Raw genomic sequence first — 22,461 nt, forward strand, 5'->3', positions numbered from 1 at the left:
CGTAACTTACAGCGAACTTTTATAGATTACATTAAATATCACGATTAACAATTACGCAAATATATATCTATAAAAAAAACGCTTATAATTTCACACTTTAGATAATATCTTTCATGTAAAGTGTATCTTTTGCCTTTAAGCCAACTGGAAAAGTATGTCTCAAATCACCAAATTTGCCAGAATTGCCTTGTGGTTAGCCTTAGCTGGCTTTGCTGGCGCCACCCTAATTATTGCTAGCGCCTTCTTATACCTCAGCCCCAACTTACCGCCAGTGGAGGCCTTGCGCGATGTAAAGCTGCAAACGCCGTTGCGCATTTATACTCAAGACCACGCCCTAATTGGCGAATTCGGTGAAAAACGTCGTACCCCAGTGGACTTTGAAGATATTCCGCCGCTACTTATTAGCGCTGTTTTAGCGGCAGAAGACGACCGATTCTACGACCATCATGGCGTAGATATCAAAGGTTTACTCAGAGCCGCTTCACAATTATTGATGACAGGCTCCATCCAAACCGGCGGCAGCACTATTACCATGCAGGTGGCAAAAAACTATTTTTTAAGCCATGAACGGACTTTTTCCCGCAAATTTAATGAAATATTCCTCGCCCTGCAAATAGAGCAGGAACTCAGCAAAGAAGAAATCTTAGAGCTATACCTCAATAAAATTTTCCTAGGCAAAAGAGCCTATGGCATAGAAGCCGCCGCGCAAGTCTACTATGGCAAAACCATTAAAGACCTAGAGCTAAACCAGCTCGCCATGCTAGCAGGGCTGCCCAAAGGCCCCTCCAGCCTTAACCCCATTGCCAACCCCAGCCGCGCCATCATACGCCGCAACTGGATACTGGGCCGCATGCTAGAACTGGGCTACATCAACAATCAGGATTATCAAATCGCCATAGCCAAACCCATTAGCGCCTCCACCCACGGCACCCAGCTAGATGTCAGCGCCGCCTATGTGGCCGAACTGGCCCACCAAGAAATGTTAAAGCGCTATGGCAGAAACGCCTATACCGAAGGCTATTCGGTATACACCACCATTAAAGCCCCTCTACAAAACAAAGCTCAACAGGCAGTGGTAGATGGCCTCTTGGCCTATGATGAACGCCACGGCTACCGCGGCCCAGAGCAGCAACTCATTCCTAAAGAGGGCGAGGACAGTCTCAGCTTATGGCAAAAAACCTTGAGCAATACACCTGCTCTAGGCGGCTTAATACCCGCTGTCATTATTCAAGTAAACGACGAAGGTTTTGATGCCCTATTAAACAGCGGCGAAACCGTTACCGTTGCATGGCAGCCGCAACTCGCTAAAACCCGCAGCTATGTCACCGTCAACAGCCGCAGCGCCCCTTATCAATCGCCACAGGATTTTCTCGCTATAGGCGACCTTATCCGCCTTAAAAAAGGCGATCACAACCTATGGCAGCTCAGCCAGCTACCCGCCGCACAGGCGGCACTGGTCTCATTAGATAGCAGCAATGGCGCCATACTCAGCTTAGTCGGGGGCTTTGACTATCAACAAAGCAAGTTCAACCGCGTTAGTCAGGCGGCGCGCCAACCCGGCTCTAACTTCAAACCCTTTATCTATACTGCGGCATTAGAAAAGGGCTACACACCCGCCACCTTGATTAACGACGCCCCCATTGTGTTTGAGGACGCCAGCCTAGAAAACACCTGGCGCCCCACCAACTCCAGCGGCAAGTTTTTAGGCCCCACCCGCCTGCGCCAGGCGCTGTATCAGTCCCGCAACCTAGTCTCCATACGTTTGCTGCGCAGCTTGGGCATCAACCACACCATAGACTATATCAGCCGCTTTGGTTTCGACACCGAGCAACTCCCCAGAGACTTATCTCTGGCCTTGGGCAGCCATTCCGTAACCCCCATGTCAATAGTGAGTGCCTACTCCGCCATTGCCAATGGCGGCTATAAGGTAAACCCCTATATAGTAGAGCGTATAGTGTCGCTAGATGGCAGCATCTTATTTGAAGCCAAACCCGACACCGTATGCACCAGCTGCGAGAAGGAGAAAAAGCCCGCCGCTACCGAAGAGCTGGCAACACTAGAAGACATATTGCAGCAGGACGCACCGCTGCCCCCTGCGCAACGTATTATAGAGCCGCGCACTGCCTATTTAATCGATAGCATGATGCGCGACGTGGTAAAAAAAGGAACAGGGAGAAAAGCACTGGCCCTGCGCCGCAACGACCTAGCAGGTAAAACCGGCACCACCAACGGCCCCACTGACGCCTGGTTTTCAGGCTACGGCGGCGGTGTAGTAACCACCGCCTGGCTGGGCTTTGATAACAACGCTCTATTGGGCAGGCGCGAATACGGCGGTTCGGCAGCGCTGCCTATATGGATAGACTTTATGTCACTAGCCCTAAAAGGGCAGCCCGAGGTCAACCCCGTACAGCCCGAAGGCATAGTCACGGTCAAGATAGACCCCGATACCGGCCTACTCGCCAAGCCCGGACAGAGCAACGCCATTTTTGAATACTTTAGGGCCGAAAATACTCCCAAACGTGGTAGCGAAGATAACTCAAGCCCCAGCGACATCTTCAACGAAGCGCTGCGTGAGGATATTTTTTAAGCGCCCTCACTGACCACGGGCGCTCTACAGCGCCTCCAAAGCCTCGGCCAATTTACTCACCCCCACCACCGTCATGCCCGCTATGGGCTGGCGGGGCATATTAGCCTTGGGCACGATGGCGCGGCGAAAGCCGTGTTTGGCCGCCTCAATAATCCGCTCCTGGCCGCTAGGCACGGGGCGTATCTCACCCGATAAACCCACCTCACCAAACACCACCAAATCTTCGGGCAGGGGCTGATCTCTAAAGCTAGAGACTATGGCCAGCAACAAGGCTAGATCGGCACTGGTTTCCAACACTTTAACGCCGCCCACCACGTTCACAAACACATCCTGATCACCCACATGCAGGCCGCCGTGCCTATGCAATACGGCCAGCAACATGGCCAAGCGGTTTTGCTCCAAGCCCACCGCCACACGGCGGGGGTTACCTAGGGAGGAATCATCTACCAAGGCCTGTATCTCTACCAGCAAAGGCCGCGTCCCCTCCCACACCACCATCACCAAGCTGCCTGAAGAAACTTCATTGGCACGCGACAAGAAAATAGCCGAAGGGTTTTTGACCTCCTTCAAACCCTGCTCGGTCATGGCAAACACGCCCAGCTCATTCACCGCACCAAAGCGGTTTTTTTGCCCGCGTAAGGTTCGAAAGCGGCTGTCTTCTGAGCCCTCCAACAAGATCGAACAATCAATCATATGCTCCAGCACTTTGGGGCCAGCTAAGCTGCCATCTTTAGTTACATGGCCCACCAATAGCAGCACCGTGCCGGTCTCTTTGGCAAAGCGAGTCAATAACGCGGCGCATTCACGCACCTGCGACACACTGCCCGGCGCCGAGCTAATGCTCTCCATGTGTACTACCTGTATGGAGTCCACCACCAACACCTTGGGCTTGTGTTGCTGCGCCTGGCTGCAGATTTGATCAATATTGGTTTCCGACAATAATTTCAGTTTATCCGTGGGCAAGCCCAACCTGTCGGCGCGCATAGCCACCTGCTGCAGCGACTCCTCCCCCGTCACATACAATACTTCTTGGGTTTGCGCCAAGTGACACAGGGTTTGCAGCAACAGCGTACTCTTGCCCGCACCGGGGTGGCCACCCAACAACACCGCCGAGCCGTGCACCAAACCGCCGCCCAACACCCGGTCAAACTCCTCGGTGCCGCTGCTAATTCTGGGCATACTCTGCAGGTCTATCTCATTAAGCGTCTGCACCTTGCCGCCAGCCGCACCGGCATAACCTTGAAAGCGAGCATCGTTAGAGGGCTTGGCCGCCGCCAAGGTAATTTCACTCAAGGTATTCCAAGCGCCACAATCATTACACTGGCCCTGCCACTTGCTGTAGTCGGAGCCGCAGTCATTGCAGACATAGGCGGTTTTTCGTTTGGCCATGGGGATAATCTCTTAAAGCGGCTAAAATTATAAATAGGGTTAGCAATAGTGAGCATGCTATCAGCGTAAAAGGACTGGTGACAACGTAAGAGTCACCGTACAATAACAAACCGTTAAGCAATCAAAAGTCGTACTACCCAGCCATGAGCAATAAAAGGCCTACATACCACACCAACTTTGATGATTTTTTGTCCTCGGGCAATCTTATGATCAGCTATAACTGGCAGCCCGCCGCCAGAACCGTGTCGGCCATCAGCGCCCTAGGTATGCAAGAGTACACCGTCAAAACCGACTTTCGCCGCGAGTTTATTCTGTACTGCCAACAACAAGAGCTGCGCAACCAGTCAGGCGACTGGGATCAACTATTTCTCAACTACGCCCAACAACGCTTACAAGCCCCCCAAGCCACAACTGCTGCCGCCACTCGCAGCGAAGCGGCAATAAAGCCCTTTTCACCCGATGAGGTGATAGGCAGCAGCAATATTATGAGCGACGATTGGCAGCCCAGCGCCAATATGTTGGAATACATTATTGCCATGGTCTGCCCCAACCTAGATTATATCAATGCCCAGCTGATCAGCTTTACCAGCCACTACCACGGTAAAAGCCACCCCAATTGGGATCAGCAGTTTAAGAAATGGATAAATCAGGGCTGGAATGTGTATCAAAATAAAAACAGCTTCAAAGAATCCAAAAACAAAGATTTTGTTGAGCAGCACACCGACACCAGCTGGAGTGATGGGCTTTAAATCATCAAGGTAACGACATGCACAATAACAACTTAGTCGAACAAGTAGGCAAACAAATTAGCAAGGGCCAGCCCGCCGCCCAAGCTAATAAACAGCAGCAAGCACCACTAAATGCAGAGCAAAAGCAAAATCTCACCAATGCGATTAACCAGCTGTTCGCCGAATTTGAGCTCACCTATCACAACCAATACCTCAAAGCCTTCTCCTCAGCCGAAAAGCTAGGCTATGCCAAAAAGCTATGGTTTGACTATTTAAAAGACTTCGCCCCCGAGCGCATATTACAAGCTTGCCGCAAAGCCACTCGCGAGTCCGAATACCTGCCCACCATACACACCGTAATCAAATACTGTGAAATGAGCAGCCAAGAACTGGGCCTGCCCGATAGCTACCAAGCCTATGTAGAAGCCTGCCAGGCCCCCTCACCCAAAACCGAATACCAGTGGTCACACCCGGCCGTGTATTGGGCCGGCAAAGCCTCAGATTGGTTTTTCCTTAGCAATAATATAGAAGCCAAGGCGCTGCCGGTGTTTAAGCGCCACTACGAAGCCCTGTGTGAGCGCATCAAAAACGGCGAAAGCCTAGCGCCACCAGAACCCTTAGCCCTGCCCAATGACAAGGCCAAGCCACTAAGTTCCGAGCAAAAACGCGAGCGCCTAGCGCAGCTGCGCAAAGACATAAAGCTTTAATATTCAACCTAACAAGCATATGCTGCTTCACTATACTAAAGTCTTATAGCTAACCCGCTTTGTAGTAACAGGAATTTCTTACCCTTTATGGACGCGACTAACACAGACAACCCTGATTTAGTTTGGGACCTAGCCAGCATCACCCATAAAAATCAGGCTATAGATTTTCTCAACCGCTTTGAAAGCTCTCTGTGCGTATTCTCCAGCGCCGTATCACAGCTATACGCCAACTATAAAATTCAGCCCATCAACAACGCCGAAAACCTCATTATACTGCCCGATCCCTACGCCTGGCACGATACCTTTCAATCGGTACCCGCCAACTGCGTCAAAGGCACCGGTTTATTTATAGTACCCGGCAAAGCCATAGGCGGCAGCGAAGAGCTATACCTCTTACAGCGCAGCCGTAAAACGGGTAAGTACAACACCATGGAGCTGGACAAAGGCATAGCCCTAGCTCGCAAAGCCTCCGGTGAAAACAGACCTTTTTTGCCCGTTATTATGAATCAAGACCTGCGCCAACTACCCAATCGCGCACCGCTACTACACCTACACCGTGTCGACACCAGCAAGCTGGAGCACCTCTCCAGTTTTCAAATTGACGATATAGCCCGCACCATAGCCACCAAAATAGATACCCACCTGCTTAAACTCAACAGCTAGCGCGACAGCTGACAGCCCGCTTTAACTCTGTTTTTTTAATAAAGAACCGCTACAATAGCCCGCATCAAAACTATAGGGCCAACCATGTCGGATCAAAACACCACCCACTTTGGTTACAAAACCGTTAATAGCGATGAAAAACAAGGCCTAGTGGCCGGTGTTTTTCATTCCGTAGCCGCCAAGTACGACCTGATGAATGACTTAATGTCGGCGGGCGTACACCGTATTTGGAAGCGTTTCACTATAGAAGTTTCAGGGGTGCGCAGCGGCCAGCAAGTACTAGATATCGCAGGTGGCACCGGCGACCTAGCCGCTAAATTCAGCCAAATAGTCGGCCCCGAAGGCCGGGTAGTATTAGCCGATATCAACGAATCCATGCTGCGCGTAGGCCGCGATAAACTCACCGACCGCGGCCTAGTGGGCAATATAGAATACGCCCAAGCCAATGCCGAAGCCCTGCCCTTTCCCGACAATACCTTTGATTGCATCACCATCGCCTTTGGCCTGCGCAACGTCACCGACAAAGACAAAGCCCTGCGCTCTATGCTGCGGGTATTAAAACCCGGCGGCCGCTTATTGGTTTTAGAGTTTTCCAAACCGCAAAACGAATTACTGAGCAAAGCCTACGACGCCTACTCTTTTAATTTATTACCGGCTATGGGCAAACTCATTACCAACGATGCCGACAGCTATCGCTACTTGGCCGAAAGCATACGCATGCACCCCGACCAAGAGACCTTAAAAGGCATGATGGAACAAGCAGGCTTTGCCCGCTGCGAGTTTCACAATATGACCGGCGGCGTAGTGGCCTTGCACAAAGGCATTAAGCCCTAATGATTAGCCCCACCCTACACACTGCGGGGCTGGCAGGTTTAGAGGCGGCGATTAATAAAGCCCTAAGCCTAGACCCCGCCAGCCAACAAAAACTCAGGCTACTTAACGGCCATGTTTTTCAATTACAACTTACCTCGCCTGAACTGAGTTTTTATTGCATACCCGGCAGTCATGGCTTGCGCCTATGCGGCTATTATGAAGACGCTGCCGACACCAAACTCAGCGGCACTGCCAGCGAATTTTTTAAGCTAGCCACCGCCAGCGACCCCGCCAATGCCCTGATTAACGGCAAGCTAGAATTACACGGCGACAGCAGCGCTTTAATCGAATTACAAAAAATTGGCCAGCAGTTAGAGCTGGATTGGGAAGCCCCCCTAGTCAATGTGTTTGGTGACGTTGCCGGCCATATGCTCGCCGACAACCTGCGCAAAGGCTTTAGCTTTGCCAGCCAGGCCTTTAAAAGCTTTAAGCGCCAAACCGAAGAATACATTAAAGAAGAAAGCGACTTATTAGCGCCGCGCTGGCAGGTAGAACAGTTTTATCGCGAAGTAGAAAACCTACAATTGCGCAGTGAAAGGCTGGCCGCACGCATTAATAAACTTACCCAACAAAAAACACAGGGCTAGCCGTGTCACGCATACAACGCATTATTAAAATTGCCAGCATCGCCCTACGCTATCGCCTAGATACTTTTTTTAAACACGACGCCATACCCGCGGCCATACGCATACCCTTATTACCGCTGCGCTTACTGCCCGCCCCCAAACAAAGCCGCGGCGAACGCTTACGCTTAGCCCTGATTGCACTAGGTCCTATTTTTATTAAGTTTGGGCAAATGCTTTCCACCCGCCGCGACTTACTGGCCGATGATTTAATTGATGAGCTGGCCAAACTACAAGATCAGGTACCGCCCTTTTCCGAGCAACAAGCCATCGCCATTATCGAGCAGGCCTTAGGCCAGCCGGTAGCCGAATTATTTGCCAGTTTTGACAGCCGCCCACTGGCTTCGGCCTCTATCGCGCAAGTGCATACCGCCACCCTACCCAGCGGCGAAGAGGTGGTTGTTAAAGTCGTGCGCCCCGGCATAGACAAAATCATCAAACAAGATACGCGGCTAATGCTGGGGCTGGCCAAGCTGATACAAAAATACTCCACCGATGGCCGCCGCTTGCGCCCGGTAGAGGTGGTAGAGGATTATCAACACACTATTTTTGACGAGCTGGATTTACAACGTGAAGCGGCCAACACCTCGCAGCTACGCCGCAACTTTTTAAACAGCGGCAAACTCTATGTGCCGGAAGTTTATTGGGATTACACCCGCAATAATATTTTAACCATGGAGCGCATACACGGCATACCGGTTACCGATGTCGCCGCCTTAAAAGCGCAAAGCACCAACTTAAAAGTATTAGCCGAACGCGGGGTAGAAATCTTTTTTACGCAAGTATTTCGCGACAGTTTTTTTCACGCCGATATGCACCCCGGCAATGTCTTTGTCTCGCGCAAGCACCCCCAGCAGCCCGAATACATAGGCATAGACTGCGCCATCATAGGCAGCCTCAACGACTTTGATCAGTATTATTTAGCCCGCAATTTACTGGCTATATTCCAGCGCGACTACCGCAGCGTCGCCAAGCTGCATGTGGAGTGTGGCTGGGTGCCACCCGAAACCCGGGTCAACGATTTTGAAGCCGCCATACGCAGTGTCTGCGAACCCATTTTTGAAAAACCCTTAGGTGAGATTTCTTTTGGTCAGGTGCTGCTTAACCTGTTTCGCACCGCCCGCCGCTTTGATATGGAGGTGCAACCGTCTTTAGTCTTGCTGCAAAAAACCATGCTCAATATAGAAGGCCTAGGCCGCGAGCTATACCCCGAACTGGATTTGTGGGCCACCGCCAAACCCTTCTTAGAGCAATGGCTAAAAGACCGCTATTCACCCGGTGGTTTATTCAAGCGCCTACGTCAGGACTGGCCAGACCTAATCGAGCAACTACCCAAGGTACCGCAAGCACTGCTTAGCGGCTTAGAACAAAGCCAACAACTCACAGAGCTATGCCAACAACAGGGTCAGCAATTAAATGCCCTGCAACTACAACTCAAACAACAGCGCCGCAACAAGCGGCTGGGCAATGCCGCACTGATACTGCTAGCTGCCGCCGCCGTTACCGCCAGCCCCAGCCTCAGCCAGCATATGCAGGCCATGCCCCCCAGCAGCTGGCTATTACTCTTTGTTGGCGCACTACTGTGGCTGCGGCACTAACGCTTCTATGCCATAATGGCGGCCATACAAGCACAGCAATAGAAACAATATGAAACCACACAACGATTTTCTTGAGGCCCTGCGCTGGGACAGCAACGGTCTGATTCCTGTAATTGCGCAAGACCACCAAAGCAACGATGTCTTAATGGTCGCCTGGATGAACCGCGAAGCACTGGCGCTCACCGTGGCCGAAAACCGCGCCGTGTACTGGTCGCGGTCACGACAAAAGCTGTGGCGCAAGGGCGAAGAATCCGGCCATGTGCAGCAGGTGCATGAAATACGGCTGGACTGCGACGAAGATGTACTCATACTGAAAATCGAACAAGTAGGCGGCATCGCCTGCCATACCGGCCGCCGCAGCTGCTTTTATCGCAAACTGATCGATGGCCAGTGGCAAAGTGTAGAAGCGGTGATCAAAGATCCCAGCGACATCTATCAATAGTCATTAAACGAGTACACTATGAGCGACATTCTTAAAGCCTTGGGGCAAGTACTAGAGCAGCGCAAAAATGCCGCCGCCGAAGACTCCTATGTGGCCAGCCTGCATCATAAAGGCCTCAACAAAATCTTAGAAAAGGTCGGCGAAGAGGCAGTTGAAGTCGTTATCGCCGCCAAAGATGCAAAAAATAGCGGCGATAATGAGAATCTGATTTATGAAACCGCCGATTTGTGGTTTCATAGCTTGGTGATGCTTTCGCACCTAGGCGAAAGCCCAGAGGCGGTGCTAGACGAGCTAGCCAGGCGCTTTGACTTGTCTGGCTTGGTAGAGAAAGCCAACCGACAACAATAATAAATCGTTTAAGGTAGTGGAGTAAGTTATGGGTATAGGCGGAATAGGTATTTGGCAATTACTGATTATCTTAGTAATTGTAATCATGTTATTTGGCACCAAGCGGCTTAAAAACCTAGGTGGCGACTTAGGCGGCGCTATCAAAGGCTTTAAAAAATCCATGCAGGCCGATGAGGAAGAGGATAAAACCTTAACCAAGGACGACAAAACTCAAGACAAAGCCGACAGCGATAAGCCCGACGCCAATAAAAGCTAGGCCCTAAACCGCTTAGCTGCCGCACTTCCAGCTTGTAGATACCCTATGTTTGACATTGGTTTTCAAGAGATACTCATGGTTTCGGTTTTGGCCCTGCTGATTATGGGGCCGGAGCGTCTACCCGGGGCTATACGCACCGGCAGCCTGTGGCTGGCCAAACTCAGGCGCAGCTTTGCTCAAATGAAAGACGAAATCGAAAAAGAAGTGGGCATCAACGCTGACGAGATACGCATGCAGCTGCATAATGAAAACGTGCTCAAAAGCATAGAGCAAAGCAAACAACAGCTTAAAGAAGGCGTAGAAGACCTCAACATCAAAGGCAATCTAGAAGAGCTAGCCAAAGCCATAGACCCAGCCTCTGATGCGACCCCGCCCGAATTCAGCCGCGCCGCTCAGCAGGCCAAAGCCGCTAGGGAGCAACTCGCCAACCAAGCCCAGCAAACAACCGAGCACGACAACAGCGAAGCCGACGGGCAAGAGCAAGCCACGGATACTCAAGCCCCGCCCGCCAGTAACAAGCCTGAATCACCATGAGCGAACTCAATGACGCCAGCCAATCACTGATAGGCCATCTCACCGAATTGCGTGATCGTTTATTGCGTTGCGTATTGGCGATTTTATTGGTTTTTATCTGCCTATTTGCTTTTGCCAACGACATCTATGCCTTTGTCTCCGAGCCTTTAAGAACCCTGTTACCGGCTGGCACCACCATGATAGCCACCGATGTAGCCTCGCCCTTTTTAACCCCTTTTAAGCTCACCCTAGTGGCCTCACTGGCGGTAGCTATGCCCTATGTGCTGTTTCAAGCTTGGGGCTTTATTGCGCCGGGCATGTATCAACATGAAAAGCGCATCGCCATACCCATGTTTATCTCCAGCGTACTGCTATTTTATGCCGGCCTGGCCTTTGCCTATTATGTGGTGTTCCCACTGGTGTTTGGCTTTTTCAGCGCCGTAGGCCCAGAGGGCGTGGCCTACACCCCCGATATCGCCCGATTTTTAGATATAGCCTTAAAACTGTTTTTTGCCTTTGGCATCGCCTTTGAGATACCTGTAGCCACCATGCTGCTAATCTGGGCCGGTGTTGCCGAGCCCCGCGCATTGGCTGAAAAACGCCCCTACGTTATCGTTGTCTGCTTTATTGTGGGCATGTTTTTAACCCCACCCGATGTTATTTCCCAGGCCCTGCTAGCCATACCTATGTGGTTGCTGTTTGAGCTGGGTTTATTTTTTGGCCGCTTTATACAAAAAGATAAAGCCGCCGCCGCAAATGGCGACCCCGTCAACGACGAGTAAGTAACAACTTAGCGATTTTATTCCAGCTTTGCGTTACAAAGTCAGTAGTTTCCGCTAGGCTATGCGCTTTTAATTTGGCGGTTATTTAAGGCCTGACAATACTGCTCTGCGCCTTGTTTCCTCCCCTTACTGGCACCCTTTGTGCAACCGGCTACCTTATGTTTGATGTAAACACCCTCTCGCAACTCAAAGATTTAAAAAAGCAAATTGAAGACGCCAAAGAGTTTGCCACTGGCATAGTCAAAGGCACCGAACGCCGCTTTGGTTTTGTGGTATTAGACGATGAGCGCGAGATTTTTCTCGCCCCCGAGGAAATGGACAAAGTATTCCCCGGCGACAAGGTCAAAATTCAAGTACACACCAGTGCCGAGGGCAAAGTCAGCGGCGAGCTGATTAAGCTCATTAACAGCCCGCTAAAAACCTTTACCGGCCGCTATGTGGTAAAAGGCAAGGGTCACTTTGTAGAGCCAGACTTACCGCGCTTTAAACGCTGGATATTTATCCCCCCTGCGGCTCGCAACAACGCCCAAAACGGTGACTATATACACTGCGCCATTAGCCGCCACGCCTACCCTGCGGCCAAGCCCCAGGCCAAAGTACTGGCAGTCATAGGCAATGATGACAGCCCCGGTATAGAGGCAGAATACAGCTTATACAAATTTCAATTAGAGCAGCCGCTACCCGCAGACTGGCAGGCTAGCCTACAAGACGTAGACCTAAGCCAACGGGTAGACCTCAGCGCGCTAAACTTCGTCACCATAGACGCCCCCAGCACCCAAGATATGGACGACGCCCTCTATATAGAAGCCAAAGAACAAGGTTGGCAATTAAGCGTGGCCATAGCCGACCCCAGCGCCTATATCAGCGAAAATTCGGTACTGGATAAAGAGGCCCAGCGCCGCGCCAGCTCAGTCTATATGCCCGGCCGCACCGTCACCATGCTGCCAGAGCAATTGTCGCTGGAGCATTGCTCACTGCACCCCGAACAAAATCGCGCAGCCTTGGTGTGCCGCATGGACATTAGCCCCGAGGGCCAAATTAGCGACTACCAAATTTTGGAAGCCAGCATCTGCTCCAAAGCGAAACTCAGCTATTACGAAGTGGCCAGCTACCTGGACGGCGAAGCCAGCGAGCACCCCCAAGCTGAATTGCTAGGCCTATTACAACAAGCCAGCAACGCGCTATTAGCGCATCGCCAACAAGCACATCTAGTAAGCAGTGGCCGCCCCGAGTTTCGCATACGCCTAAACGAGCAGGGCAAAATCGACAGCATAGAGCCCAGCACCAAAACCAGCGCTCACTTATTAGTAGAAGAGTGTATGGTTGCCGCCAATAGCTGTGCCGCCGACTTTATGGCCGAACAAGGGCTATTCCACGGCCATGTAGGCTTTAGGCCAGAGCGCTTGGAAGGAGTAAAAAAATTAATCGACGAGCAACTAGGCCTCAGTGATTTAGACCTAGCAAGCGTGGCCGGCTATCGCCAACTCAGCAATAGCATAGAGGACGACAAGCTAAGCTTTCCCGTGCGCAGCGTACTCAGCCGCATGCTAGAGCGCGGCCGCCTATACACCCGCCCCACCCCGCACTTTGGCATGGGCATGGAACGCTACACCACGTTTACCTCGCCCATCCGCAAATACAGCGACTTACTGGTGCACAGAATTATTAAAGCCAAGCTCGCTGGCAAAACCCTAGCGCTAAAAGAGCAGGACCTCAGCGCCCTGCAAGACAGCCTAGACCGCGCCAGACAGGCCCGTTGGCATATGGAGCAATGGCTCAAGTGCCAGTATCTGCACGCCTTTAAAGGCCAAGAGCTCAGCGGCAGCGTATGCCAAATCAATAGCAATGGTTTTACCGTACGCTTAGATAACACAGGCATAGAAGGCATAGTGGACACCCGCAAGCTAAAAGAAAAATACAGCTTTGACCCGCTGCGCCTGCGCTTAAGCAGCAAAGATGTGGTGATAGAGTTAGATCAGGCCGTCACCGTGACCATCGCCCAACTTGATGTTAAGCAGCGCAGCATACAGTTTGCTTTAGTGAACAAGGCTAGTGAGGCCGAAGCCAAAACCGAGCCTGAGGCTAAACCCACAGCCGATTAAAGCCAGCGCCACTTATCGCAAAGCCCAAAAAAAAACGGCCCTGTCACCACGGCCGTTTTTTTATAACTATCTATTGGGTTTAGCGACGATTAGCTAAGACCTTAGCACGTCGCTCCATACGCTTGATATGTAAGCTCAAATCCATTTTACAACGGCCACAGGCGGTAGCAAAAGCCTGCTCATGACCACAGCGCGGGCAGCTAATGCGGTCGCCAGCGGGTGCTGCGGCGGGAGTATCTGCTGGCGCAGCCGCTACTGGTTCGGGGCTGGGCGCTGGGCTTAGCTCTGGCTCAGCTGCTGCAGTTTCGGCCGCTGCTGCTTGCGGCTCAGCCGCAGCGGGTGTGGCTGTAGGCTCCGCGGGTTCATCCATACTCGCTACAATATCGGTAAATACTGGTTGTGGCTTAGCAGGTGCAGGCTCAGCAGCCGGCTCAGCTTTGGCGGCGGTGGCTTTGATCACCGCATGGGCCCCCAGCTGCTGCAAACGGGTACTTAAACGCACGGCTTGTTTTTTATCCAAACCCCGTTTCAAAGCTACCGGCTTACCGCCAAATAATTTATCTACCTGTGGCGCACTCAGTTTAAAAGCCGCCCCCACATTAGCCTTAACCTCGTCCAAAGACTCACTATTGAGTAATTTACCGGTAAGAACAACGCTGTATGTTTCTGACATTTCTGGCCCTATTTAAATAGTGGTACGCAAGATGACGATCGTAAAGGCTGATGTTGCTTGGTTCGCCTGAGCAAGCTCTTACATTACCCTTGTTATTATTCGTTTTTATAGTGGTAGTAAAATATTGTGATCACGAAATAATACCGACCATGAAAAAATTCGCAAGCACCATGTGCAGCAAGTTTCGCATTAAAGGATGCTGACTATGGCGGGCTTGGCCGATGAGAAAATAGACTAGTAGGGGAATTTAGTGGCGTAATAAAGGGGAATGTAAATAGTGCTTGGAAAGCAATATCAGCTGTTGCTGCTCATATTGCTGTTTAACGCTGGCCACCACCGCTATCATTTCGCGCACATCCATGGCCCGTAAGTATTCGCTAATATCTACGCGGCTGGCCGCGGCGAGACTGGCGTCACTGTGCTGTAATATCGCCAGCACTAGCTGATCCGACTCATCCAGCACCGCATCGGCATCAAAAATCAGCCGTGTAAATAGATCGACTATAGCCATCTCACTGATGGAGTCGCTGTCTTCGCCTTGTGTAACCATACATACCCCGTGCCTGCTGCCTTACGACTCTTTCCTAAGCCCTCACAACAACAGCGGAGAAATAGGAACTTGACCCTAAGTATGGCCAAAATTTTGCTTTTTGCACAAAAATTAGCCTCCATTTTGTGATGATGTAGGTATTTTGACACGTCCCAAGCTACCGCTTTAGTCATCTGCATGATCAGGGTGCGGGCAAAGGGAACCACATCGCAAATATTGCCCTTGCCGGCAATGTCATTTAGCAGCCGCTCAAAGCCCAAGCCAAAACCGGCATGGGGCAGGCTGCCGTAGCGCCGTAAATCTCTATCCCCCCCTAACTGGCCACTTAGACCCAGTTCCGCCATGCGCTCACCCAATACTTCCAGCCGCTGCTCGCGCTGGCTGCCGCCTATAATTTCACCTATGCCCACTGCCAGCACATACTTGGCCGCAACGGTATTGCCCAGGCAGCTCGTCGGCCGCTAAAACGGCTTTTACGCTCTATGCTTTTTTGTTCGTGCATCTCTTAGCCTATAATGGTTCAATAAATCCAGCTAGCAGTATGTTATAGCGTACGTCCAGGCACCATATAGCCCATGCTATCGCAGATATAGTTACACTCTGATACAGGTACCCAATAATAATGAAAAAGATTTTAATTGTTGAAGACAGCTCAACGGTTACCAAAATATTACGCCATTTGGTTAACCAGCAGCCTGACATCGAAGCCTACTTTGCCGGCAGCCTGGCCGAAAGCGAGGAAGTCTACCAAGCTCATAAAGATGAAATTTTTGTCGCCATCGTCGATCTTAATTTACCAGACGCCCCCAATGGCGAAAGCGTTGACCATTTTTTAGCGAAAAAAATTCCCGTCATAGTGTTAACCGCCAACTACAAAGAAGAAACCCGCAGCGCTCTGCTGGACAAAGGCATAGTCGACTATGTCATAAAAGAGAGCCGTTACTCCTATAATTATGTTTTTAAACTAGTACGCCGACTCGACAAAAACCAACACATTAAAGTTTTGATCGCCGAGGATTCCAGGCCTACACGCGCCTTTATACGGTTACTCTTGCAAAAGCATTTATATCAAGTTTTAGAAGCCAACAATGGCCTGGAAGCTCTAGACGTATTAAAAGATAACCCCGACGTTAAACTGTTGATTACCGATTATCACATGCCTGAAATGGACGGCTTTGCGCTGGTCAAAGCCATACGCCAAAACGTCGACAAGTCTGACTTAATTATCATCGGCCTATCAGGAGAGGGTGAAAGCTCACTATCCGCTAAGTTTATTAAAAATGGCGCCAATGATTTTTTGCAAAAGCCTTTTTTTCACGAAGAGTTCCACTGTCGCATTATGCACAATATAGAAAGCCTGGAACTTATCGAACAAATCCAAGATGCCGCCAACCGCGACTACCTCACCAACTTACATAACCGCCGCTATTTTTTCAGCAAGGGCGGAGCACAATATCAGCTGGCAGTAAAAAATGGCTCACCCATCGCTGTCGCTATTTTTGACGTAGACAAATTTAAAAAAATTAATGACACCTACGGCCACAAAATAGGTGATGATGTATTGCGCTTTTTGGCAGAAGAAATACAGCATAATCTACTGCATTTTTTAGTTGCCAGAATGGGCGGCGAACAATTTTGCGCCATCTTCCCCAACCTAAAAAATGAGCAAGCTGTCACCTTAATGGACAGGTTAAGAAGTGTAATTAGTAACACCAGCATACCCATAGATCATGAAGATCAAGATTTAGATATTACTATTAGTGTAGGCGTGACCAACTATGTGCACGACAGCCTGGAGCAGCAAATCAACTATGCTAGCGAGCTTTTATTTCGTGCCAAAGACGCCGGCAGAAACATTGTCATAGGCGACGATGACGATTAAGCCAGCAATTATTATTGAAACAATTGTTTAAAGTCTTGTTTCATACTAATGCTTAACCAGTGTTTATCCGCAGCCATTTTATGGCTGCTTTCCGCACCATCACTATAAGCATACTCACGAGCGGCATCATCATGTTTCACCAACATTAACAACGTTTTATAGCGATTGCCTGCCGCATAGTTCAACATAGCAATATCACTATCGTCATTACCCACCGCAATAATGGGGCGTCGTCCTATATGGCGCTCTATATTCACCGGTTTGCCCTCATCATTATTAATGGGAGCAACAAATTCATTGCCTCTTATTAACTCGCCGCTGCTTTGCCGCCACATCAGCATAGCGCTAGAGCCTATAACATTTGCTATAGGCACATTAAACAACTCTAGCGATAAGGCACGCACAAAACGACTATCACTGCTATCAACGATATAAACCTGGAAATCATAAGCCTGTAAGTAAGCAATTAGCTCCCGCATAGGTTGATAGGCTAGCTGCAAATAGCTTTTTTTATAATCTGGATGCTGTGCCTGTTTTAAAAATTGACGCACAAAAAAATCATAGTTTTGCTGCGGCTGGCCTTCATGTGCTTTTAATAACATGAGGTATAGCGTGGAATAGTTAAGCTTTTGTAAATACCCCTCATCACCTCTAGCTACTGATTTCCAGGGCTGCTTGGCTTTTAAGGAGGGCTGCCGTTTTAGCTGCTTCAACAATTCTTTGTGGATAAAGGCCATCATAGGTTTTTGTGGGCGCTCCACCCACAGGGTGCCATCCAAATCAAATACTGCAACTCTATCGGCCACTGGCACATAAGCCTTGCTATCCTCATTGGCCGATTGCTGTACAAAATTGACTATGGCTTGTTGATTTGCACCAGCCTGCCAACTTGCCAATATATTTTCTAGCTTATTATTAGCAACCGCTGCTGCCGTTTGCGGTATTAACATGGGCTTAGGCTGGCTGAGCACAGTTCTATCGCTGCGCTGTTGCTGGGCGCCGGGCTTAATTGCAGGAGCGCAAGCCGCCAAGGCAGCTGCACATAAAGCGATCATTATCCATTTATTTATATGGAATGCTTTCTTAATCGTCTGCCGTTTCAATCTTGACCGCCTTATTAATATATCGTTTACTGATTTAACCCACCCTAGTGTAGCAATTGCAGGCAGATAAACCGCTGATGATACCATCACTTTCCACAACAGAATTTAGCCAACGTTTAGTGGCTCATCGCGGCTGGCCGCAGCGCTACCCAGAAAACAGCTACGCCGGTATTAAAGCGGCATTAGAGCTGGGTTTGCAACATATAGAAATCGATATACAGCTCACCGCTGATCATGTACCGGTATTGTGCCACGACCACCATTTAATGCGCTTATGCGGGCAAGATAGCGATATACGCCACTGCAGTTTAGCGCAGGCGCAAGGTTTTAGTTTTCATGAGCCGCAACGCCTGCAGCAACAACACTACCCCAGCCCATTACTCACCCTGGCTGGTTGCGCCGAATTAATCGCGCAATACCCGCAAGCCAGTTTGTATGTAGAAATAAAACGCAAAAGCCTTTATCACTTTGGCCGCAGTACGGTATTAGCAGCTGTCGCCCAAGCTTTAAGCCCTATCGCCAAGCAATGCAGTTTAATTAGTTTTGATATAGATGTATTACAACTGGCCCAAGAGCAAAGCCTGGGGTTTCCCGTAATCCCCGTACTGCTCAATACCCAGCAGTGGCACCATGAGCAAATAAAACGCCTGCAGCCCCCCTGTGTGTTTTGTGATTTCGATGATTTGCTGCCACAACAAAATCTACAGGCCATACCTTACCCGGCCGTGGTATACGAAGTTGCCGACTATCAGCAAGCTATCGCTTTACTGGCCAGAGGCGCACTGCGCATAGAAAGTTTTTGTTGCGGTGAATTAATCGCAGCCCATGCGGCAGCAAGCTAGTGCTGCAGCTGTTGCATTAAAGCCGTAGACCATTGCCTATAACGCTGCCGCAGTGGGTGATTATCCTGCGGCTGAAACACCCGTTCAATAATGCAGGGCCAATGTGCGGGCCGGCCAGCTAATAAATATGCCGCCCCTCTAGCGCTGGCTTCCACTACCGAGCTGCGCTCTACCCTCAGCCCGCTCAAATCGCTCAAACGTTGGCACAGTGCGTCGCTATGGCTAAGGCCACCGCTAACCGCCACATATTGCAAAGCCGGTTTTTCCCGCAACATGCACTCTAAGTTGCGCTGCAATAAAAACACAATACTTTCGGCTACGGCCGCTACACGCAGACTGTGATTGGCCAGCTCATGGCCAATAAACCTTGGCGCTATGCCACTGCGCCAATCGGGGGAGCCCAAACCACTCACCGTATTAATAAATAAGGGCAGGGTTTGGGCCAAGGCATCAGCTTGCTTATCGGCTAAATGCAGGCAGGCATCCAGAGGTAGAGCGTCATCTTTTAGCTCTCCCTGTTTGGCAATATATTGCAGGGCCACCCCGGCGCCATTCACTGTCCCCTCTAAACAATAAACCGGTAACTCAGCCCAGTGCACTATGCTATTGAGCAGGCCATTGCGACATTGGGGAGTGGCCACCGGGCTTAATAAAAAAGCCCCTGTGCCCATATTGATACTCACTTGTTGTGCTTGCAGCTCGCCCTGAGCAAAAGCCGCCGCGCATTGATCGCCCGTTAATAAACGCATAGGCAAACTAATATCGTCCAACTCTAACTGCCCTATTATGGCATCGCTGGCGACCAGGCTGGGCAAGTAGCAACGATCCAAGCCCCACAGCCCTAACATCTGCGGGCACCACTGGCCCTTAGCCACATCGACTAATAAAGTGCGGCTAGCATTACCCCTATCTACCAGTATGGGCTTGTTGGCTAATAAGCTATGCGCCAAATAACAGGCCAGTGGCGCTAAGATTAATTGCTGTTGCTGCGCTGCTTTTTTTACCGCGTCATTATGCTGCAGCAACCAACACATTTTACTGGCAGAAAAATGTGCATTGGCCATTAAGCCAGTGTGCTGATAAATAAGTTGTATATCATCTGCGCTGCTGGGTAGGTGCTCGGCAGCGCGGGTATCTTGCCAGCTCAACACCGGGCTAAGCAGCTCTTCAGTTACCGGATTAAAAGCCACTAAACTGGAGCGCTGGGTTACCAAACCACAGGCGCTTAAGGCTGCGCGCTGCGGCCAGGTTAATTGCGCCACCGCGGCATTGGCACAGCTGCGCAAGCTGGCTACCAACTGTGCTGCATCCTGCTCTACTCGCTCGCCCTGTCGGTGCTCAGCTACAGCTAACTGGCTTTGCGCCAAACACTGGCCCAGGCTATCAAATACCATGGCACGGCTGGAGCTGCCGCCCTGATCCAAACATAAATACAATGCATCGTTCATGGTTTTACTATAGCCATCAATTACTAGAGAGGAAAATCGCCGCACAATGTTATAAGCTTGGCTAGCAATCAATTTTCACACAAGAGGTTAAAATGGACTGTTTATTTTGTGCCATTAACAATAAAACCATACCCGCCGAAATAGTTTACGAAGATGAGCTGGTCACGGTCTTTAAAGATATACAGCCGCAAGCGCCCCTGCATATGCTCACCATACCCAAAAAACATATCAGTACCATTAATGATATAGGCGAGGAAGATAAAGACTTGCTAGGACATATGATTTATACCGCCAAAACTATTGCCGCCCAACAAGGTTATGCCGAAGACGGTTACAGGTTGGCGATGAACTGCAATGAGCAAGGTGGCCAAACCGTCTACCACATACACCTGCACATGCTAGCTGGCCGCCAAATGACTTGGCCGCCCGGTTAATCTTGTTGTTACACAATGCTGCCCTATAACAATATAGTCGTGCTAACCGGCGCGGGCATTTCAGCCGAGTCGGGTATACGCACCTTTAGAGCCGCCGACGGCCTGTGGGAGGATCACCGCGTAGAAGATGTGGCCACCCCCGAGGCTTTTATCCGCGACCCCGAGTTGGTACACCGTTTTTACAATCAACGGCGTCAGCATTTGCTGGGCGACATCAGCGCCAATGCCGGTCATATCGCCTTAGCTAGATTGGAGCAGGGTTTGCTACAGCGAGGCGGCGAGTTTTTACTCATCACCCAAAATATTGATAACCTGCACGAACAGGCTGGTAGCAAAAACCTGCGCCATATGCACGGCGAATTATTAAAAATGCGCTGCCAACACAGCCAGCAAATTTTTGATTGGCTGGAGGATAGCCACCCACAGCTAGCCTGCCCCTGCTGCCAAACCCTAGGCGCATTAAGGCCTCATGTGGTGTGGTTTGGCGAAATGCCTTTATATATGCAGGAAATAGAGCAAGCGCTTAGCCGCTGTGATTTGTTTATCTCTATAGGTACTTCGGGCAATGTCTATCCGGCGGCGGGATTTTTTCAAACCGCAAAACACTACGGCGCCCACACGGTAGAGCTAAATTTGGAGCCCTCGCAGGCGGGCAGCTATTTTGATGAGCAGCAATACGGCCCCGCCACCGAGTTATTACCTAAGTATGTACAGGCCTTGCTGAACCACCCAACTGCTGACGATGAGCAGACATAATACTGCTTATCGCCTGGTTAAAAATCCCCACCCAATACTCGCTTAATTGCTTGCCGGCACAATCATTAATCGTTTTTACCGCGCGTATAATAGGCCGCTTTTGTTCGCTGCTGTAGGCACGCTGATGAGTGAGCGCGTCAAAGGTATCGGCTATGGCAAGTATTTTGGCACCGTCGCATATCTTCTCTTCGCGCAAGCCATTGGGATAGCCAGTGCCATCTACCGCCTCGTGATGCTGCGCCACCATGGTTTTGGCGGCCTGCCAGCGAGGCATGTTTTTTAATAATTGCATGCTGCTTTGTACATGTGCGCGCAGTAAAGCAATCTCGTCGTTTTCTAAGCGTTGCTCTTTATGCAGTAACTCGACAGGTATAGCCGCCATACCAAAATCATGTACATACACCGCCACCGCTAGGCTCATAGCATCTACCGGTTGGCCAGCTAGATGATTTAAGCTCAGCGCCATGGTTAAAATTCTATCACTGCGCCCAGCCCAAAATTTTGAACGCGCCTCTACCGGCATCATTAAAGCGCGGTAAAAAGCTAATTCTTCTTGCTCGCTAAAAGCATAGGCTGATAAAAAATCATCAGTATCACTATCAGTATTACCATCGCTTAACTGTGCCACTGCTGGGTCTAACAGGCGTATGGTTTTGGCAATCAGTTGTTCTCGCTCGCTATGGCTGCTGTCTTTTAGGCGCTCAATATTAGCGGTAATTTGGCTGATAAAATCCATATCGTAGGCGACTGAGCCATCACGCTGATAATCCTCCACAAAGGTTTTGGCATCATCTAGTAACAACAGCATTAGGTCGCCCAGCAAAGGGCTATAGGCCATGCGTTGCTGTCTGACTTGCAGCAGTAAATCATCCAGCGCGGATAACAAGGGCATTAAAGGGGTAAAAGCCACTATACCTAAATCACTTTTAATATTATGCACGGCACGGTATAGCTGCTGTATCAGTTCAGGCTTATGGGGCTGGCTATCGAGCTGCAATAGGGCTTGCTCACTGCTTTGATAGTGTATGGCGATGGCATCGACTAACTGCTGGGTCAGTGTGGGCTCTAAAATATCAGACTCAAATAAAACCATAGTGTTGTTCCAGCGCAGCGCTCAGCGTCACGCAGTTTTATTTACTAAGTTGCTGCTTACTAAGTTGCC

General features: G+C 50.2%; 23 protein-coding genes and 1 pseudogene. 17 read left to right on the forward strand and 7 right to left on the reverse strand.

Going from position 1 to position 22,461, the window contains the following annotated elements:
• The first annotated feature begins 154 nt into the window (after window positions 1-154).
• Window positions 155-2,587 (forward strand): penicillin-binding protein 1A, encoded by a 2,433-nt coding sequence (locus NO559_RS06530; RefSeq protein WP_258331002.1) that lies wholly within the window; start codon window positions 155-157, stop codon window positions 2,585-2,587.
• Window positions 2,588-2,611: 24 nt separating this feature from the next.
• Here NO559_RS06530 and radA read toward each other — a convergent pair whose 3' ends face one another.
• On the reverse strand, window positions 2,612-3,976 hold the full coding sequence (gene radA, locus NO559_RS06535) for a DNA repair protein RadA (protein ID WP_258331003.1): 1,365 nt from the start codon (window positions 3,974-3,976) through the stop codon (window positions 2,612-2,614).
• 143 nt (window positions 3,977-4,119) lie between these two features.
• On the opposite strand from radA, the gene NO559_RS06540 reads away from it, so the two are divergent.
• From NO559_RS06540 to NO559_RS06595, 12 genes are all read left to right on the forward strand, one after another.
• On the forward strand, window positions 4,120-4,725 hold the full coding sequence (locus NO559_RS06540; protein WP_258331004.1) for a DnaT-like ssDNA-binding domain-containing protein: 606 nt from the start codon (window positions 4,120-4,122) through the stop codon (window positions 4,723-4,725).
• 17 nt (window positions 4,726-4,742) lie between these two features.
• Window positions 4,743-5,411, forward strand: a complete 669-nt coding sequence (locus NO559_RS06545) for a replication protein P (protein WP_258331005.1) — start codon at window positions 4,743-4,745, stop codon at window positions 5,409-5,411.
• An 87-nt stretch (window positions 5,412-5,498) separates the two neighbouring features.
• A complete protein-coding gene (locus tag NO559_RS06550; RefSeq protein ID WP_258331006.1) occupies window positions 5,499-6,074 on the forward strand; it encodes a hypothetical protein in 576 nt (191 codons plus the stop codon).
• Window positions 6,075-6,158: 84 nt separating this feature from the next.
• Window positions 6,159-6,908 (forward strand): bifunctional demethylmenaquinone methyltransferase/2-methoxy-6-polyprenyl-1,4-benzoquinol methylase UbiE, encoded by a 750-nt coding sequence (gene ubiE, locus NO559_RS06555; protein WP_258331007.1) that lies wholly within the window; start codon window positions 6,159-6,161, stop codon window positions 6,906-6,908.
• Complete coding sequence (locus NO559_RS06560) at window positions 6,908-7,534, forward strand: SCP2 domain-containing protein (RefSeq protein WP_258331008.1); 627 nt, start codon at window positions 6,908-6,910, stop codon at window positions 7,532-7,534. Before ubiE ends, NO559_RS06560 begins: the two co-directional genes overlap by 1 nt.
• A gap of 2 nt (window positions 7,535-7,536) precedes the next feature.
• Complete coding sequence (gene ubiB / locus NO559_RS06565; protein ID WP_258331009.1) at window positions 7,537-9,168, forward strand: ubiquinone biosynthesis regulatory protein kinase UbiB; 1,632 nt, start codon at window positions 7,537-7,539, stop codon at window positions 9,166-9,168.
• 49 nt (window positions 9,169-9,217) lie between these two features.
• The gene (gene hisI, locus NO559_RS06570) at window positions 9,218-9,610 is read left to right on the forward strand and encodes a phosphoribosyl-AMP cyclohydrolase (RefSeq protein WP_258331010.1); all 393 of its coding nucleotides are present in this window, start codon (window positions 9,218-9,220) and stop codon (window positions 9,608-9,610) included.
• A gap of 18 nt (window positions 9,611-9,628) precedes the next feature.
• Window positions 9,629-9,958, forward strand: a complete 330-nt coding sequence (locus tag NO559_RS06575; RefSeq protein ID WP_258331011.1) for a phosphoribosyl-ATP diphosphatase — start codon at window positions 9,629-9,631, stop codon at window positions 9,956-9,958.
• Window positions 9,959-9,986: 28 nt separating this feature from the next.
• The gene (gene tatA / locus NO559_RS06580; RefSeq protein WP_258331012.1) at window positions 9,987-10,214 is read left to right on the forward strand and encodes a twin-arginine translocase TatA/TatE family subunit; all 228 of its coding nucleotides are present in this window, start codon (window positions 9,987-9,989) and stop codon (window positions 10,212-10,214) included.
• A gap of 45 nt (window positions 10,215-10,259) precedes the next feature.
• Window positions 10,260-10,748 carry a Sec-independent protein translocase protein TatB gene (gene tatB, locus NO559_RS06585; protein WP_258331013.1) on the forward strand — a complete coding sequence of 163 codons (489 nt, stop codon included), beginning with the start codon at window positions 10,260-10,262 and terminating at the stop codon, window positions 10,746-10,748.
• Window positions 10,745-11,509 (forward strand): twin-arginine translocase subunit TatC, encoded by a 765-nt coding sequence (tatC, locus tag NO559_RS06590; RefSeq protein WP_258331014.1) that lies wholly within the window; start codon window positions 10,745-10,747, stop codon window positions 11,507-11,509. Before tatB ends, tatC begins: the two co-directional genes overlap by 4 nt.
• A gap of 158 nt (window positions 11,510-11,667) precedes the next feature.
• Window positions 11,668-13,611, forward strand: a complete 1,944-nt coding sequence (locus NO559_RS06595; RefSeq protein ID WP_258331015.1) for a VacB/RNase II family 3'-5' exoribonuclease — start codon at window positions 11,668-11,670, stop codon at window positions 13,609-13,611.
• Between the two features lie 79 nt (window positions 13,612-13,690).
• Here NO559_RS06595 and NO559_RS06600 read toward each other — a convergent pair whose 3' ends face one another.
• The 3 genes and pseudogenes from NO559_RS06600 to NO559_RS06610 form a co-directional block, all read right to left on the reverse strand.
• Window positions 13,691-14,284, reverse strand: coding sequence for a hypothetical protein (locus NO559_RS06600; RefSeq protein WP_258331016.1), 594 nt, complete (start codon window positions 14,282-14,284; stop codon window positions 13,691-13,693).
• 247 nt (window positions 14,285-14,531) lie between these two features.
• Window positions 14,532-14,834 (reverse strand): hypothetical protein, encoded by a 303-nt coding sequence (locus NO559_RS06605; protein ID WP_258331017.1) that lies wholly within the window; start codon window positions 14,832-14,834, stop codon window positions 14,532-14,534.
• 185 nt (window positions 14,835-15,019) lie between these two features.
• Window positions 15,020-15,271: pseudogene (locus NO559_RS06610) on the reverse strand (amino acid--tRNA ligase-related protein); the annotation flags it as partial.
• 185 nt (window positions 15,272-15,456) lie between these two features.
• On the opposite strand from NO559_RS06610, the gene NO559_RS06615 reads away from it, so the two are divergent.
• Window positions 15,457-16,716, forward strand: coding sequence for a diguanylate cyclase (locus NO559_RS06615; protein WP_258331018.1), 1,260 nt, complete (start codon window positions 15,457-15,459; stop codon window positions 16,714-16,716).
• Window positions 16,717-16,727: 11 nt separating this feature from the next.
• Here the strand turns inward: NO559_RS06615 and NO559_RS06620 are convergent, their stop codons facing one another.
• A complete protein-coding gene (locus NO559_RS06620; protein WP_258331019.1) occupies window positions 16,728-17,771 on the reverse strand; it encodes an HAD family phosphatase in 1,044 nt (347 codons plus the stop codon).
• A 125-nt stretch (window positions 17,772-17,896) separates the two neighbouring features.
• Between NO559_RS06620 and NO559_RS06625 the strand changes: the two genes are divergently transcribed.
• A complete protein-coding gene (locus tag NO559_RS06625) occupies window positions 17,897-18,661 on the forward strand; it encodes a glycerophosphodiester phosphodiesterase family protein (RefSeq protein WP_258331020.1) in 765 nt (254 codons plus the stop codon).
• Here NO559_RS06625 and NO559_RS06630 read toward each other — a convergent pair.
• Complete coding sequence (locus NO559_RS06630; protein WP_258331021.1) at window positions 18,658-20,109, reverse strand: FGGY family carbohydrate kinase; 1,452 nt, start codon at window positions 20,107-20,109, stop codon at window positions 18,658-18,660. The genes NO559_RS06625 and NO559_RS06630 overlap by 4 nt on opposite strands.
• 92 nt (window positions 20,110-20,201) lie before the next feature.
• Here NO559_RS06630 and NO559_RS06635 point away from each other — a divergent pair, with 92 nt between their 5' ends.
• Together NO559_RS06635 and cobB are read left to right on the forward strand one after the other, a co-directional pair.
• Window positions 20,202-20,543: a histidine triad nucleotide-binding protein gene (locus tag NO559_RS06635; RefSeq protein WP_258331022.1), complete on the forward strand. Its 342-nt coding sequence runs from the start codon at window positions 20,202-20,204 to the stop codon at window positions 20,541-20,543.
• 15 nt (window positions 20,544-20,558) lie between these two features.
• Complete coding sequence (cobB, locus tag NO559_RS06640; protein WP_258331023.1) at window positions 20,559-21,299, forward strand: Sir2 family NAD+-dependent deacetylase; 741 nt, start codon at window positions 20,559-20,561, stop codon at window positions 21,297-21,299.
• Here cobB and NO559_RS06645 read toward each other — a convergent pair.
• Window positions 21,244-22,392: an HD-GYP domain-containing protein gene (locus NO559_RS06645; protein ID WP_258331024.1), complete on the reverse strand. Its 1,149-nt coding sequence runs from the start codon at window positions 22,390-22,392 to the stop codon at window positions 21,244-21,246. The genes cobB and NO559_RS06645 overlap by 56 nt on opposite strands.
• Between the last annotated feature and the right edge of the window lie 69 nt (window positions 22,393-22,461).

This window comes from Dasania sp. GY-MA-18, from assembly GCF_024734385.1.
GTDB lineage: Bacteria > Pseudomonadota > Gammaproteobacteria > Pseudomonadales > Dasaniaceae > Dasania > Dasania phycosphaerae.

Excerpts from the sequence above, each read along its gene's own strand:
- NO559_RS06530 (WP_258331002.1), top strand. The coding sequence starts at position 155 with ATGTCTCAAATCACCAAATTTGCCAGAATTGCCTTGTGGTTAGCCTTA.
- radA (WP_258331003.1), bottom strand. The coding sequence starts at position 3,976 with ATGGCCAAACGAAAAACCGCCTATGTCTGCAATGACTGCGGCTCCGAC.
- NO559_RS06540 (WP_258331004.1), top strand. The coding sequence starts at position 4,120 with ATGAGCAATAAAAGGCCTACATACCACACCAACTTTGATGATTTTTTG.
- NO559_RS06545 (WP_258331005.1), top strand. The coding sequence starts at position 4,743 with ATGCACAATAACAACTTAGTCGAACAAGTAGGCAAACAAATTAGCAAG.
- NO559_RS06550 (WP_258331006.1), top strand. The coding sequence starts at position 5,499 with ATGGACGCGACTAACACAGACAACCCTGATTTAGTTTGGGACCTAGCC.
- ubiE (WP_258331007.1), top strand. The coding sequence starts at position 6,159 with ATGTCGGATCAAAACACCACCCACTTTGGTTACAAAACCGTTAATAGC.
- NO559_RS06560 (WP_258331008.1), top strand. The coding sequence starts at position 6,908 with ATGATTAGCCCCACCCTACACACTGCGGGGCTGGCAGGTTTAGAGGCG.
- hisI (WP_258331010.1), top strand. The coding sequence starts at position 9,218 with ATGAAACCACACAACGATTTTCTTGAGGCCCTGCGCTGGGACAGCAAC.
- NO559_RS06575 (WP_258331011.1), top strand. The coding sequence starts at position 9,629 with ATGAGCGACATTCTTAAAGCCTTGGGGCAAGTACTAGAGCAGCGCAAA.
- tatA (WP_258331012.1), top strand. The coding sequence starts at position 9,987 with ATGGGTATAGGCGGAATAGGTATTTGGCAATTACTGATTATCTTAGTA.
- tatB (WP_258331013.1), top strand. The coding sequence starts at position 10,260 with ATGTTTGACATTGGTTTTCAAGAGATACTCATGGTTTCGGTTTTGGCC.
- tatC (WP_258331014.1), top strand. The coding sequence starts at position 10,745 with ATGAGCGAACTCAATGACGCCAGCCAATCACTGATAGGCCATCTCACC.
- NO559_RS06595 (WP_258331015.1), top strand. The coding sequence starts at position 11,668 with ATGTTTGATGTAAACACCCTCTCGCAACTCAAAGATTTAAAAAAGCAA.
- NO559_RS06600 (WP_258331016.1), bottom strand. The coding sequence starts at position 14,284 with ATGTCAGAAACATACAGCGTTGTTCTTACCGGTAAATTACTCAATAGT.
- NO559_RS06605 (WP_258331017.1), bottom strand. The coding sequence starts at position 14,834 with ATGGTTACACAAGGCGAAGACAGCGACTCCATCAGTGAGATGGCTATA.
- NO559_RS06615 (WP_258331018.1), top strand. The coding sequence starts at position 15,457 with ATGAAAAAGATTTTAATTGTTGAAGACAGCTCAACGGTTACCAAAATA.
- NO559_RS06620 (WP_258331019.1), bottom strand. The coding sequence starts at position 17,771 with ATGATCGCTTTATGTGCAGCTGCCTTGGCGGCTTGCGCTCCTGCAATT.
- NO559_RS06625 (WP_258331020.1), top strand. The coding sequence starts at position 17,897 with ATGATACCATCACTTTCCACAACAGAATTTAGCCAACGTTTAGTGGCT.
- NO559_RS06630 (WP_258331021.1), bottom strand. The coding sequence starts at position 20,109 with ATGAACGATGCATTGTATTTATGTTTGGATCAGGGCGGCAGCTCCAGC.
- NO559_RS06635 (WP_258331022.1), top strand. The coding sequence starts at position 20,202 with ATGGACTGTTTATTTTGTGCCATTAACAATAAAACCATACCCGCCGAA.
- cobB (WP_258331023.1), top strand. The coding sequence starts at position 20,559 with ATGCTGCCCTATAACAATATAGTCGTGCTAACCGGCGCGGGCATTTCA.
- NO559_RS06645 (WP_258331024.1), bottom strand. The coding sequence starts at position 22,392 with ATGGTTTTATTTGAGTCTGATATTTTAGAGCCCACACTGACCCAGCAG.